Origin of the sequence: Methylobacterium sp. BE186, from assembly GCF_031457035.1 — a bacterium.
Classification (GTDB): Bacteria; Pseudomonadota; Alphaproteobacteria; order Rhizobiales; family Beijerinckiaceae; genus Methylobacterium; species Methylobacterium segetis.
Genome location: NZ_JAVDVV010000014.1, coordinates 43757 through 56594 on the forward strand (window position 1 = coordinate 43757; position 12838 = coordinate 56594).

Annotated in this window: 14 protein-coding genes; 9 read left to right on the forward strand and 5 right to left on the reverse strand. The window is 72.3% G+C overall.

Annotation, left to right across the window (positions count from 1 at the left end):
- Nucleotides 1–113: 113 nt before the first annotated feature.
- Together J2X36_RS15465 and croR are read right to left on the reverse strand one after the other, a co-directional pair.
- Nucleotides 114–896, reverse strand: coding sequence for a TrmH family RNA methyltransferase (locus J2X36_RS15465; protein WP_405029800.1), 783 nt, complete (start codon nucleotides 894–896; stop codon nucleotides 114–116).
- 139 nt (nucleotides 897–1035) lie between these two features.
- Complete coding sequence (croR, locus tag J2X36_RS15470) at nucleotides 1036–1512, reverse strand: 3-hydroxybutyryl-CoA dehydratase (protein ID WP_310351214.1); 477 nt, start codon at nucleotides 1510–1512, stop codon at nucleotides 1036–1038.
- 203 nt (nucleotides 1513–1715) lie between these two features.
- On the opposite strand from croR, the gene J2X36_RS15475 reads away from it, so the two are divergent.
- The 3 genes from J2X36_RS15475 (at nucleotide 1716) to J2X36_RS15485 (ending at nucleotide 3474) form a co-directional block, all read left to right on the forward strand.
- Complete coding sequence (locus tag J2X36_RS15475; protein ID WP_310351216.1) at nucleotides 1716–2318, forward strand: cation transporter; 603 nt, start codon at nucleotides 1716–1718, stop codon at nucleotides 2316–2318.
- Nucleotides 2319–2335: 17 nt separating this feature from the next.
- The gene (locus tag J2X36_RS15480; protein WP_310351219.1) at nucleotides 2336–3181 is read left to right on the forward strand and encodes a metallophosphoesterase; all 846 of its coding nucleotides are present in this window, start codon (nucleotides 2336–2338) and stop codon (nucleotides 3179–3181) included.
- 71 nt (nucleotides 3182–3252) lie between these two features.
- Nucleotides 3253–3474: a hypothetical protein gene (locus tag J2X36_RS15485; RefSeq protein WP_132251407.1), complete on the forward strand. Its 222-nt coding sequence runs from the start codon at nucleotides 3253–3255 to the stop codon at nucleotides 3472–3474.
- A 7-nt stretch (nucleotides 3475–3481) separates the two neighbouring features.
- On the opposite strand, the gene J2X36_RS15490 is transcribed toward J2X36_RS15485, so the two are convergent.
- A complete protein-coding gene (locus J2X36_RS15490) occupies nucleotides 3482–3859 on the reverse strand; it encodes a 4a-hydroxytetrahydrobiopterin dehydratase (protein WP_310351223.1) in 378 nt (125 codons plus the stop codon).
- Nucleotides 3860–4158: 299 nt separating this feature from the next.
- On the opposite strand from J2X36_RS15490, the gene J2X36_RS15495 reads away from it, so the two are divergent.
- From J2X36_RS15495 to J2X36_RS15505, 3 genes are all read left to right on the forward strand, one after another.
- Nucleotides 4159–5151 (forward strand): ABC transporter substrate-binding protein, encoded by a 993-nt coding sequence (locus J2X36_RS15495; protein WP_132251403.1) that lies wholly within the window; start codon nucleotides 4159–4161, stop codon nucleotides 5149–5151.
- 84 nt (nucleotides 5152–5235) lie between these two features.
- Nucleotides 5236–5970 (forward strand): ABC transporter permease, encoded by a 735-nt coding sequence (locus J2X36_RS15500; RefSeq protein WP_132251401.1) that lies wholly within the window; start codon nucleotides 5236–5238, stop codon nucleotides 5968–5970.
- Complete coding sequence (locus J2X36_RS15505; RefSeq protein ID WP_132251399.1) at nucleotides 5951–6709, forward strand: ABC transporter ATP-binding protein; 759 nt, start codon at nucleotides 5951–5953, stop codon at nucleotides 6707–6709. Before J2X36_RS15500 ends, J2X36_RS15505 begins: the two co-directional genes overlap by 20 nt.
- Before the next feature lie 6 nt (nucleotides 6710–6715).
- On the opposite strand, the gene J2X36_RS15510 is transcribed toward J2X36_RS15505, so the two are convergent.
- Both J2X36_RS15510 and J2X36_RS15515 read right to left on the reverse strand, forming a co-directional pair.
- Complete coding sequence (locus J2X36_RS15510; protein WP_310351232.1) at nucleotides 6716–8632, reverse strand: hypothetical protein; 1917 nt, start codon at nucleotides 8630–8632, stop codon at nucleotides 6716–6718.
- Between the two features lie 162 nt (nucleotides 8633–8794).
- Complete coding sequence (locus tag J2X36_RS15515) at nucleotides 8795–9121, reverse strand: iron-sulfur cluster assembly accessory protein (protein WP_132251394.1); 327 nt, start codon at nucleotides 9119–9121, stop codon at nucleotides 8795–8797.
- Between the two features lie 162 nt (nucleotides 9122–9283).
- Here J2X36_RS15515 and J2X36_RS15520 point away from each other — a divergent pair, with 162 nt between their 5' ends.
- The 3 genes from J2X36_RS15520 (at nucleotide 9284) to argS (ending at nucleotide 12836) form a co-directional block, all read left to right on the forward strand.
- On the forward strand, nucleotides 9284–10531 hold the full coding sequence (locus tag J2X36_RS15520) for a deoxyguanosinetriphosphate triphosphohydrolase (protein ID WP_310351236.1): 1248 nt from the start codon (nucleotides 9284–9286) through the stop codon (nucleotides 10529–10531).
- 2 nt (nucleotides 10532–10533) lie between these two features.
- The gene (locus tag J2X36_RS15525; RefSeq protein ID WP_310351238.1) at nucleotides 10534–10974 is read left to right on the forward strand and encodes a thioesterase family protein; all 441 of its coding nucleotides are present in this window, start codon (nucleotides 10534–10536) and stop codon (nucleotides 10972–10974) included.
- Between the two features lie 104 nt (nucleotides 10975–11078).
- A complete protein-coding gene (gene argS, locus J2X36_RS15530; protein WP_310351241.1) occupies nucleotides 11079–12836 on the forward strand; it encodes an arginine--tRNA ligase in 1758 nt (585 codons plus the stop codon).
- The last annotated feature ends 2 nt before the right edge of the window (nucleotides 12837–12838 follow it).

Genomic DNA, 12838 nt, shown 5'->3' on the forward strand with positions numbered 1-12838 from the left:
GGTGCGGATCCCCGATCCTGCCCGGATCTCCGCCACCTGTGAACAGGCGCCACGCGCGGTTTCCGGCCAAGCTAGACTGTACAAGCTAGGAGAGCGGTGCGTTCGGGCAATTGTCACTCTTTGTCGCGCGCAACCTGTGCCGATGGTGCGCGCAGGTGATGGAGCGCGATGGCCCCCGCGGTCGCGACGTTGAGCGAATCGAACCCCAGAGCCATCGGGATGCGCACGCCGCGGGCCCGCGCGATGGTCTCGGCCGGCAGGCCCGGCCCCTCGGTCCCGAGGAGGAGGAGGGCTCGGGGGAGGGCGGGCAGGTCCGAGAGAGCCTCCGCCCCGCCGGGCGAGAGGGCGAGCGGCGTCAGGCCGAGGCGTGCGGCCAGGGCGAGCCAGCCCTCGCCGGGTTCGAGCCGCGCGAAGGGCACGGTCAGCGCGGCGCCCGCCGAGACGCGGATCGCCTTGCGGTAGAGCGGGTCGCAGGTCGCCGCATCGAGGAGCACCGCGTCGGCGCCGAAGGCGGCGGCGTTGCGGAACAGGCCGCCGACATTGTCGTGATTGGTCAGGCCGCAGAGCCCCAGCACCAGGGCCGGCGCCGGATCGGGCGGCACGAGACCGGCCGCGCACGGCTCCGCGCCGCGGAGTCCGACCGCGAGGACGCCGCGATGGATCGGGAAGCCCGTCACCGCGCTCATCACGGGCCGGGCGGCGAGGTAGACCGGGGGCGGGGCGGGGAGCCGCGCGGCGTGGGCGGCGAGCGCCTCGGCAAGGCCCGGCAGGCGCTCGGGCGCGAGCAGGATCGATTCGGCCTGGAACCGCGCCTGCCCCGAGAGCATGAGGCGCAGGGTTACCTCGCCCTCGACGATGAAGCGGCCTGCGCGCCCGACGAGGTCGCGCTCGCGCATCGCCGCGTAGGGGGCGAGGCGCGGATCGCCGGGATCGTCGAGGGGGATTGTCTCGATCACGGCGCCCGGCTCGCTAGGCTCCGCCCCCCGCGCGACGCGGAACTCCGCGCCCGCACGCTGGCGGGACGCGGTGCGGCCGTCACGCCTCCGGCCGGCCGCCCATGCGGATGGCGAGCGGATCCGCCTCCTCCTTCTTCGGCACCTTCACCAGCGCCTCGCCGTCGAGCACCACCTCGCCCGCCACCGAGCAGGTGCAGGTGAGCCGCGCGCGGCGCCGCTCCGGCACGAGTTCGGCCACGGTCACGGTCACGTCGACGGTATCGCCGATGCGCACGGGCGCGCGGAAGTTGAGGGTCTGGCTGATGTAGACCGCGCCGGGGCCAGGCAGGCGGGTGCCGAGCACCGCCGAGATCAGGCCCGCCGTGTAGAGGCCGTGCGCGATGCGGGTGCCGAAGGGCGTGCGCGCGGCGAAGTGCTCGGAGAGGTGGATCGGGTTGCGGTCGCCGGTGATCTCGGCGAAGCCGACCACGTCGGAGGAGGCGATGACCTTGGTCAGCGTCTCGGAGAGCCCGACCTCCAGGTCCTCGAAATACAGAACGCGCAGCTCGGGCAACATCCTCGGCCTCCCGCTTCTCTCGTTGTCGCCGCGCGATACGGCGCAGGTCCGGTTGTCGCCTCGCACAGGCGCGCCACGGAATCCAGTATCGGACTTGCGAAAATTTCCGCCTCGACAGGGGGCCCACGCCCGCGCCATGTGCAAGCCGAGCCGCCCGCAAGCCCGAAGCATCCCGCAAATATCGTCTGCCCGTGACATCTCCCGTGACACCTGCCGCCCCACCCTCCCTGCGCCCCGTCGTCGTTCGCGTCGCGGGGCTGAACCTCGCCTATTTCGGGGTCGAGATCGCGGTCGCCCTCGCGATCGGCTCGGTCGCGCTCATCGCCGACAGCCTCGATTTCCTGGAGGATGCGGCGCTCAACCTCCTCATCTTCGCCGGGCTCGGCTGGAGCCTGCGCAACCGGGCGCGGCTCGGCACCGTGATGGCCGGCATCCTGCTCGTGCCGGCCCTCGCCACGGCCTACGCGGCCTACGAGAAGTTCTCCGACCTCGCCCCTCCGGCGCCCCTGCCGCTGACGCTGACCGGCCTCGGAGCGCTCGCCGTCAACGTGACCTGCGCGATGATGCTCGCCCGCCACCGGCACGGGGCGGGCAGCCTGACGCGGGCGGCCTATCTCTCGGCGCGCAACGATGCGGCGGCGAACCTCGCGATCATCGCGGCGGGCCTCGTCACCGCCCTCTGGGCTTCCCCCTGGCCGGACCTCGCGGCGGCGGCCGGCATCGCCGTCCTCAATGCGGATTCCGCCCACGACATTCTCAAGGCGGCCCGGGCCGAGCGCCGCGCCGCTGGGGCCGCAGAGGCCTGAGACCCGTGGAAGCGACGATGCGCCTGTTCCCGATCTCCGACCTGCACCTCGAGCGCCGCCGGGCCGACCTGATCCCGCGGCCGAGCGTACCCTTCGACGTCCTCGTCTGCGCGGGCGATCTCTACGAAGGGCACCCGGAGCGCGGCCTCGCCGTGCTCTGCGACATCGCGGGCGAGCGGCCGATCGTGCTGGTGCCCGGCAATCACGAGCACTACGCGCCCACCGGCGATCCGCGCACGGCGCCGGACCTCCTCGCCGCCCTCGGCCGCGAGGTCGCGCGGCTGAACGAGGCCGGGGCCGACATCCGCCTGCTTCAGGGGGGCGCCGCCACCGAGATCGCGGGCGTGCGCTTCGTCGGCACGACGCTCTGGAGCGACTGGTCGCTCGCCGGGCGCTGGCTCCCCGAGGCGAGCCCGGGCCAACCGGCGGACCCGGTGGCCTTCGCGGCCGACCGCATGACAGACCCCGTCACCGGCTCGCGGGAATATCGCGGCTCGATCCGCAAGGCAGACGGCACGCCCTGGCAGCCCGCCGACGCGATGGCCGCGCACGCGGCGGAGCGGGCGGCGCTCCTCGCACAGCTGCGCGGGGGCCACGACGGCCCGACCGTCGCCGTCACCCACCACCCGGCGAGCCCGCTCGCGGCCGACGCCTACCGCGACGCGCCGGGCGTGCCCTGGTGGGTGCCGGCCTTCTACGCGACGACGGTGCTCGACGATCTTGCCGACGCGGAGCGGCCCGCGATCTGGATCTCGGGCCATTTCCACGCCGGGCACGACTTGCGGATCGGGCGCTGCCGCTGGCTGGCGAACCCGGTGGAGGACCGAAACTTCGATCCCGGCCTGATCGTAGAGGTGCCTTGAGGGCCGGGCGGCGCGCCCCATGATGGGAGGCGGCCCGCGCCCGGCGAGCCCGCACGGAGGAGAGGCCCCGCATGAACACCTTCATCGCCGTCGTCTTGGTCTGCGCGAGCGGCCTGCCCCAGGAATCCTGCACGGACGACAAGGCGGTCGAGGTGCGGAAGGTTCGGGTCGCCAACGAGCTCGGCTGCGCCAGCGGCTGGCAGGAGATCATCGCCCGCACCGACCTCAGCGAGGAGGTGGGCAAGACGACCTACCTCAAGACCGAGTGCCGGCGGGTGAAGGAGCCGGGCTGAACCCGGCTCAGTGATCGTACTTGATGTAGGCGAAGCGCTGGTCCGTGGGCGTGCCCTCGAGGGCGCCCCCCTCGGCGCCGGGCTGCCAGGCCACGACCTCCTCGATCTTGCGGGCGAGGGCGAAGTCCTTCTCGGTCACGCCCTTGGCGGCGTGGTTCATCAGCCGCACCTCGACCCAGGCGTAGGAGGCCGTGAGGTCGGGATGATGCCAGGCGGCTTCCGCCAAGTGGCCCACCGTGTTGATGACCATCAGCGTGCTCTTCCAGCTCGCGGTCTTGTAGGTCCGGCGGATCCAGCCGTCCTCGTAGCGCCAGTGCGGCAGCTCGGCCTTCAGCCGCTCGGCGATCACGTCACCGTCAAGAACACCTTCGCGCCGCTCGGTCATCGCCGCCTCCCCATCGTTGCCCGCGACTGTCCCAACTCCGCGTGCCCAACTCCGCGCGAACCTGCGCCCGCAGGGCTGCCGGCGCAAGGGTGTCGCCACGGACGTCGCGGGAGGCGCCGCCGGGAGTGGCGCCCGCTGCGCCGGGGGCCCGGCTCCCGGGCCCTCGCGGCTCGGTCAAAAGCACTCAGGCGGCCCCTGTGGACGGGCGGTTCGCGAGGCCGTAAGGACTTGGACCAACAGGATTGCCGATCCGTTCCGCGGAGGCAGGTATTTCCGGCACGACACGGGGAGAAGGCGCCATGCTGTCTCGGCGCGCATTGCTCGCGACGGCGGCGCTCTGGCCCCTGCCCGCGATCCTCACACGGCCGGCCCGCGCCGCGGGCGAGACCATCCGCATCGGCGTGCTGCCCTTCGGCACGGCCTCGTGGGAGGCCGCCATCATCAAGGATCGCGGCCTCGACGCGGCGAACGGCTTCACCCTGGAGACGGTCAAGCTCGCGGGAAACGACGCCGCGCGCATCGCCTTCCAGGGGCGCCAGCTCGACACGATCGTCGGCGACCTGATCTGGGCCGCGCGGCTGCGCAACGAGGGGCGCGGCGTCAAGTTCGTGCCCTACTCGACCACCGAGGGCGCGCTGATGGTCCCGCCCGACAGCCCGATCAAGGGCATCGCGGACCTCTCGGGCAAGCGCCTCGGCGTGGCGGGCGGCGCCCTCGACAAGAACTGGGTGCTGCTGCGCGCCCAGGCGCGCGAGGCGGGCAACCTCGACCTCGAGACCGCGTCCCAGCTCGCCTACGGCGCGCCGCCGCTCCTGATGCAGAAGCTCGAATCCCGCGAGCTGGACGCGGCGCTGCTCTACTGGACCTACTGCGCGCGGCTCGAAGCCAAGGGCTATCGCCGGCTGATCAGCGCCGACGACATCATGCGGGCCTTCGGCGCCAAGGGACCGGTGGCGCTGATCGGCTACCTGTTCGAGGGCGAGACGGTGCGGGCGAAGCTCGCCGCCGTCGAGGGCTTCGCCCGCGCCTCCGCCGCGGCCAAGGAGGTGCTCGCGAGCGATGCCGCCGCCTGGGCCCTGGTGCGGCCGCTGATGGCGGCGGAGGACGACGCGACCTTCGAGGCCCTCAAGCGCAACTTCCTGGCCGGCACGCCGCGCCGGCCGCTCGCGACCGAGCGCAGCGACGCCGAGACCATCTACGCGACGCTGGCACGCCTCGGCGGCGAGCGCCTCGTCGGCGATGCCAAGGCCCTGCCGCCGGACCTCTACCTCGACGGCGCCCGCAATGGGTGAGGGATCCGTGTCCGTCCGAGGCTGCCGCACCCGCTCTCTCCCGCGCGGGAGAGGGGGCTCGGCCCGTTCCTGACGAACCGCCTCATGGCCCTCGCCGCGCGCCTCGCCTCGCTGCTGATCCTGCTCGCCCTCTGGCAGCTCGCGGCGGCCCTCGCCGACGCGCGGACCCTGCCGGCGCCGAGCGCGGTCGCAGCCTTCGTCCTGCGCGAGATCCAGACCGGCGGCATGCTCTTCAACGTCGGCGTGACGCTGGCGCGGGTCGCCGTCTCCTTCGTGATCGCCATGAGCCTCGGGCTGGTGCTCGGCGTGCTGCTCGGCCGCTCGAAGCTCGCGGACCGCACCCTCGACACGCCGCTCCTCGTGGTGCTCAACACGCCGGCCCTCGTCATCACGGTGCTCGCCTATGTCTGGCTCGGGCTCACCGAGACCGCGGCGATCGTCGCGGTGGCGCTGAACAAGCTCCCGAACGTCGCCGTGATCATGCGGGAGGGGGCCCGCGGCCTCGATCCGGGCCTCGAGGAGATGGCCCGCACCTACCGGTTCGACCGGCGCACCTGGATCGCCCACGTGCTGGTGCCGCAACTCCAGCCCTTCGCGGTGGCGGCCGCGCGCTCCGGCATCTCGCTCGCGTGGAAGATCGTGCTCGTGGTCGAGCTGATCGGCCGGCCGAACGGGGTCGGCTTCGCGATCAACTACTATTTCCAGCTCTTCGACGTCACCGCGGTCATCGGCTACAGCCTCGTCTTCATGACGGTGATGCTCGCCATCGACACCCTCGTCCTGCAGCCCCTCGATGCGCATGTCCGACGCTGGCGCTGAGGCCACCGGCCCGGTCCTCGCCGCGCGGATCGCGCGCAAGGTCTATCGCTCCGCCCGCAACGAGCCGGTGGAGGCGGTGCGCGACCTCGCCTTCGCGATCGCGCCCGGCGAGGTGGTCTGCCTGATCGGCCCCTCGGGCGCGGGCAAGACCACCACCCTGCGCATCCTGCTCGGGCTCGACCGGGACTACGAGGGCGAGGTCAGGCCCGATCCCCGCAAGGATTCCGCCGGGATCGGCATGGTGTTCCAGGATCCCCGCCTCCTGCCGTGGCGGACGGTGGAGCAGAACGTCCGCCTCGCCCTGCCGCGGGAGCGGCGCGGGCGCGATCTCGACGCCCTGTTCGAGCATCTCGCCCTCACCCCCTGGCGCGGGCGCTACCCCGGAGCCCTGTCGCTCGGCATGCAGCGGCGGGTGGCGCTCGCCCGCGCGCTCGCCGACGATCCGCGCCTCCTCATCCTCGACGAGCCCTTCGTCTCCCTCGACGATGCGGCGGCCGCCTCCTTGCGCGGGCTCGTCGTCGACACGGTCGACCGGCTCGGCATGAGCGTGCTGATGGTCACGCACAACGTGGCGGAGGCGCTTGAGATCGCCGACCGGCTGCTCCTGCTCTCGCCGCGGCCCGCGAGCCTGATCGCCGCTGTGCCCCTCACGCTGCCCCGGCCGGAGCGCCGACGCGCCTTCGTCGAGGCGACGCGGCGCGATCTCGCCGCGCGCTATCCCGGGGTGATCGCGGATTGAGGTTTCTCAGTTCGCCCTGGCGTCGACGTCGAGCTTGTCGAGCACCGCGCCGGGGGAACCGGCCGTGCTGAAATCGGCCACCCCCACGCCCGTGCCGTCCTTCGCCTTGGCGGTCACCGAGAGACGGCCGGGCTTCGTCACGAACTGGCCCATCGCGGCACCGATCGCCTTGGCGGCCGGCGAGTTGCCGAGGATGACGGGCACGCCGAGCACGCTGGCGGTCACGTATTCCTGGCGCAGTTCGTCGGGCTTGAGGCTCAGCACCTTCGACTGGGCGTTGATGAAGCGCTCGAACAGGCCCGTATTCTCGATCGTGAGATCGAGCGCCTTGGCGGTGGCGGAGAGCATGGCGAGGCCCGAGACGCCCGCGTCCGGATCGAAGATCTCCGGCCCGATCCCGCCGAGCGTGCCCGTGAGGCGCAGCGTGCCCATGTCCTTGCCCGAGACCGAGACCTCGCGCACGGAGAGCTCCCGCCGACCCTCGTCCCAGGCCGTATCGGCGACGACGTTGAGGTCGAGATCCTGGTAGCCGTAGGCCGTGAGCGAGCCGAGCCCGGGCACGCCGGCCACCGTCGAGGCCGGAAGCGTCAGGCCGGTCAGGCTGAGGCGGCTCGCGGTCGGCACCCCGTCCCGTGGCGGCCCGAAGGTGATGGCGGCGTTGCGCAGGCCCACGTGGAGCGGCGTCTCGGCCGGTGCGGACTTGACCGACGGGGGCTTCGCTCCGAGCGCTTGGCGCGCCGCGTTCTCGAAGGGATCGCCCGCGGAATCGCGGGCCGGCGCCTTCGGAGCGGGAGCGGGTGCGGCCTTGCCGGCCTCGGGGGGCAGGTCGAGGCTGATGTCCTGCATCGCGAGCGTGCCGATCACCGGGGTGAGGCGGCGCAACGCGTCGTCCGTGGCCTCGGCCTTCGGGTCCGAGAGACGGCGCAGGGCCTCGACCGTCGGCGCCAGAGAGAATCCGGTGAGGGTGAGCTTGCCGACGCGCGAGCGCACGCCCTTCTGCGCGAAGGCGAGGTCCTCGAGGTTCATCCCCGCCTCGGGACCCTGGCCCGCATAGGCCATGCGGCCGATCTCGAGGAGGAGGGGCTCCGCAGACTTGCTCTCGCTGATGCTGAGCCCGCGCGCCTCCAAGCCGCCGACCGAGACGGCCTCGACGAGGTCGGCGGCCGCCGCCGTGACCCTGGCGCGGTCCGCCGGGCTCGCCTTGTCGAGGTCGAGCCCCGCGAAGGCGTCGAGGGCGCCGGTCCAGCCGCCGGGAATCTGGCGGCCGCCGAGGTCGCGCCCCTCGACGCGGGCGAGCTTCACGGTGGTGCCGCGATCGTCGGTGTAGACCACGTCGGCGATGGAGACGGACGCGTAGACCCGCTGCACCGGCCCCTTGCCGTCGCCCGCGACGGCGTAGAGCCGGGCCAGGGCGGCGAGGTCGATGTCGGTGGCACCGATGCGGCCGTAGGTGCCCGAGCCCGTCTCGGGGCCGCCCGCGACCGTCACGGCGGCGCCGGCCGCCGAGAGTTCGGCCGCCTTGCCCGCCCGCACGTCGCGGGCCGCGACGTCGCGGTAGACAACGGTCTGGCGCGAGGCCCCGGGCCCCGCATGGACCGAGCGCAATTCCGGTATCGTCAGGCTCGCCGCGTCGAGGCGGGCGAGGCGCGTGGCCCAGGGCTCGGGCGAATCGGCCTTCAGGATCGCCAGGAGATCGTCCTTCGAGAGCCGGGTGCCGCTCACCGTGATGCGCGGCATCGTCAGCACCGTGGACCCGAACGGCAGGACGACGTCCTGCAGCGTCACGTCCTGGACTGCGGAGGCGGCCTCCTGCGCCCATGCCGCCTGCGGGACGGCGAGCGGCGCGGGGGAGAGGAGGGCGAGGGCGCAGACGGAGGCGCGGGCGGCCCGGCCGAGGCGGGCGCGGCCTGTCACGTGGGTCATGGGCTTGTCCGGATCGCTGACGGAGGCGCGGGTCTCAAGGCTTGTGGAAAACGTCGAGGCGCATCCGTGCCGCAGAATGCCGGGCGAGGCAATCGGGGCCCGACGCCCCGCCCGCTGCGGACGGATGGCCCGCCGTCACCTGTCGTTCCGGCGCAACGACGATCAGAGCGAGAAGGAGGTGCCGCAGCCGCAGGAGGCGGTCGCCTGCGGGTTCTCGATCTTGAAGGACTGGCCGATCAGGTCGTTGACGAAGTCGATGGTCGAGCCCGCCATGTACTCGAGCGACACCGCATCGACGAGCACGGTCGCGCCGTCCCGCTCGATCACGATGTCATCGGTCTCTCGGCCCTGGGCCACGTCGAAGGCGTAGGAGAAGCCGGAGCAGCCGCCGCCATTCACGCTGATGCGCAGCGACGAGCCGGGAGGCTCGGCGCCCATGATCTCGTTGATGCGCTTGGCGGCGCGGGGCGTCAGGGTGATCTCGGCCATGGTTGCTCGCGAATCTCGTGGCGACGCCCGGACGTCTCGGCCCGGATCGCCTGGGGACACGGGCGGCAGCGGATTGCCAGACGGGCGCCCGGCCACAAGATATGGGCATGATCCCGTCGCCGCAACGCGGCCGGCCGGATCCCGGATGTGTGAGGAGCGGCCTTGCGGCAGAACGGAGAGCGCTGGCGCGCGCCCTACGCCACGGACCCGGCCGCGTGCCGGGGCCGCCTGATCGCGGAAGCCGCCTCGCCGACCCGCAGCGATTTCCAGCGCGACCGGGACCGCATCGTCCACTCCACCGCCTTCCGGCGCCTGAAGCACAAGACGCAGGTCTTCGTGCACCACGAGGGCGACCATTACCGCACCCGGCTCACGCACACCCTGGAGGTGAGCCAGATCGCCCGGGCGCTCGCCCGCGCGCTCGGCCTCGACGAGGATCTGGCGGAGGCTTTGGCCCTCTCGCACGACCTCGGCCACACCTGCTTCGGCCACACGGGCGAGGACGCCCTCGACGCCTGCATGGCCGAGCACGGCGGCTTCGATCACAATGCCCAGGCCCTGCGCATCGTGACGCGGCTGGAGCGGCGCTACGCGGGCTTTGACGGCCTGAACCTCGCCTGGGAGACGCTGGAGGGCCTCGTCAAGCACAACGGCCCGCTGCTGACTCCGGACGGCCGCCCGACCCCGCGCTACGCCGCCGCCGGCATCCCGGCCGCGATCCTCGAGTACAATTCCGTCAACGACTTGGAACTGTCGCGCTTCGCCGGGCCGGAAGCGCAGGGCGCCGCGCTGGCCGACGACATCGCCTACGACAGCCACGACCTCGACGACGGCCTTCGCGCCGGCCTGTTCGACCTCGCCGACCTCGCCGAGGTGCCCTTCCTGAAGGGTCTTCTCGACGAGATCGAGCGGTTGCACCCGGGGCTCGAAACCTCGCGGCGCGTGCACGAACTCGCCCGCCGCGTCATCACGCGCTTCGTCGAGGACGTCATCGCGGAGAGCGGACGCCGCCTGGAGGCCCTCGCCCCCGCGAGCGTCGCCGACATCCGGGGCGCGGGCGCGCCCGTCATCGCCTTCTCGGAGCCGATCGCCGAGGCCGACGCCGCCATCAAGCGCTTCCTCTACGCGCGCATGTACCGGCATCCCGGCGTGATGGCGGTACGCGCCCGCGCCGCGCAGATCGTCGCCGACCTGTTCGCGGCCTTCTGCGCCGACCCCGCCCGCATGCCCGAGGAGTGGAGCGCGGGTCTCGCGGGAGCGGAGGAGGGGCGGGTGCGCCGCCGGATCGCCGACTACATCGCCGGCATGACCGACACCTACGCGGTGCTCGCCCACCGGAAGCTCTTCCCGGAAACGCCGGACCTGCACTGGAGCCCGGAGAGCCGCGGCCTTCCGCTGGCGGAGCCGTGAGGGTGGGCGAGCCCGCACGCCCCGCGCCCGAGACCCGGGACGCCTATCCCCGCCAGATCGCCCTCGGAACGCGCTGGGGCGACAACGACGTCTACGGACACGTCAACAATGTCGTCTATTACGCCTTCTTCGACACGGCGGTGAACGGCTGCCTGATCGAGGCCGGCGTGCTCGACATCGCGAAGAGCTCCGTCATCGGCCTCGTGGTCGAGACGGGCTGCCGCTACTTCTCGGGCGTCGCCTTCCCCGACCGGATCACGGCGGGCCTGCGGGTCGCCCATCTCGGCCGCTCCAGCGTGCGCTACGAGATCGCGCTCTTCCGCGAGGACGAGGAGCGCGCCTCGGCGCAGGGACATTTCGTGCACGTCTACGTCGATCGCGAGACCCGCCGGCCGGTGCCGCTGCCGGATGGGATGCGGGCGGAACTCGCGGGGTGGATGTGAGCCCCCGTCCGTGACACCACCCGCCCCCCTTGCTATGCGGCCGGCCTGAACCTTCGGCCGCGGCGTCCCCGACACCGCGGCCGCGCGAGCGGGCGTTTCGAGACATGAACATCTTTGCGATCTTCGAGGCGCGGGTGCGCGAGGCCCTCGAGAGCCTCACCCGCGCCGGGCAGCTCCCGGCGGGTCTCGACCTCTCGCGCGTCGTCGTCGAGCCGCCGCGGGACCCGAGCCACGGCGACCTCGCCACCAACGCCGCCCTCGTGCTCGCCAAGGAGGCGCGGACGAACCCGAAGGCGCTCGGCGAGGCGCTGGCGGCCGAGCTGCGCTCGGATCCGCGCGTCGTCGAGGCCGGGGTGGCGGGCCCCGGCTTCATCAACCTGCGCCTCGACCCGTCCGTCTTCCACGACGTGGTGCGGTCCGTGCTGGCCGCCCCGGAGAGGTACGTGCGCGCCGAGTTGCCGGGCGGCAAGGTCAACATCGAGTACGTCTCGGCCAACCCCACCGGACCGATGCATGTCGGGCACGGTCGCGGCGCGGTGTTCGGCGACGCGCTCGCGAACCTCCTCGTGGCGGCCGGCCGCGACGTCACGCGCGAGTACTACATCAACGACGCGGGCGCGCAGGTCGACGTGCTCGCCCGCTCCGCCTTCCTGCGCTACCGCGAGGCGCTCGGCGAGGAGGTGGGCCCGGTGCCCGAAGGGCTCTACCCGGGCGACTACCTCAAGCCTGTCGGCGCGGCGCTCGCGCGCGAGCACGGACGCGCGCTGCTCGGCAAGCCCGAGGCGGAATGGCTGCCCCTCGTCCGCGAGACCGCGATCGCCATGATGATGGACATGATCCGGGCGGACCTCGCCGCGATCGGCATCCACCACGACGTGTTCTTCTCCGAGCGGACGCTTCACGGCGAGGGGGCGGGGTCGGTCTCGGCGCTGCTCGCCGACCTGCGCGCCCGCGGCCTCGTCTACGAGGGCCGCCTGCCACCGCCGAAGGGGCAGGTGCCGGAGGATTGGGAGGACCGGGAGCAGACCCTGTTCCGCACCCGGGAGTTCGGGGACGACACCGACCGGCCGCTCCTCAAGTCGGACGGCTCCTTCACCTACTTCGCCTCCGACATCGCCTATCACCGGGACAAGTTCCTGCGCGGCGCCACCGACATGATCGACGTGCTCGGCGCCGACCACGGCGGCTACGTCAAGCGCATGCAGGCGGCGGTCACGGCGGTCACGGGCGGGGAGGCGAGCCTCGACGTGAAGCTCTGCCAGCTCGTGCGGCTGCTGCGGGCGGGCGAGCCCGTGAAGATGTCCAAGCGGGCGGGCGAGTTCATCACCCTGCGGGAGGTGATCGACGAGGTCGGGCGCGACGCGATCCGCTTCATGATGCTCTACCGCAAGAACGACGCGACGCTCGATTTCGACCTCGCCAAGGTCGTGGAGCAATCCAAGGACAATCCCGTTTTCTACGTGCAGTACGCGCATGCCCGCTGCCACTCGGTCTTCCGGCAGGCGCGCGAGGCGATGCCGGACGAGGATCTGTCGGCGCAAGCCCTTGCGCAGGCGGATCTTTCCGTCCTTGCCGATGCCGGGGAGGGGGAGATGATGCGCCTCGTCGCGCAAGTTCCGCGGGTGCTCGAATCAGCCGCCATGGCCCACGAGCCGCACCGGATCGCCTTCCATCTCTACGAAGTCGCAAGTTCGCTTCATAGTTTCTGGAACAAGGGCAAAGACTTGCCGCAATTACGGTTTGTTAATCCAACCGACCGAAAGTCCACACGGGCGAGGTTGGCCCTCGTCGAGGCCGTCCGAGGCGTTCTCGCCTCCGGTCTCGCCATCCTGGGTGTCACCGCGCCGAGCGAAATGCGGTGAGG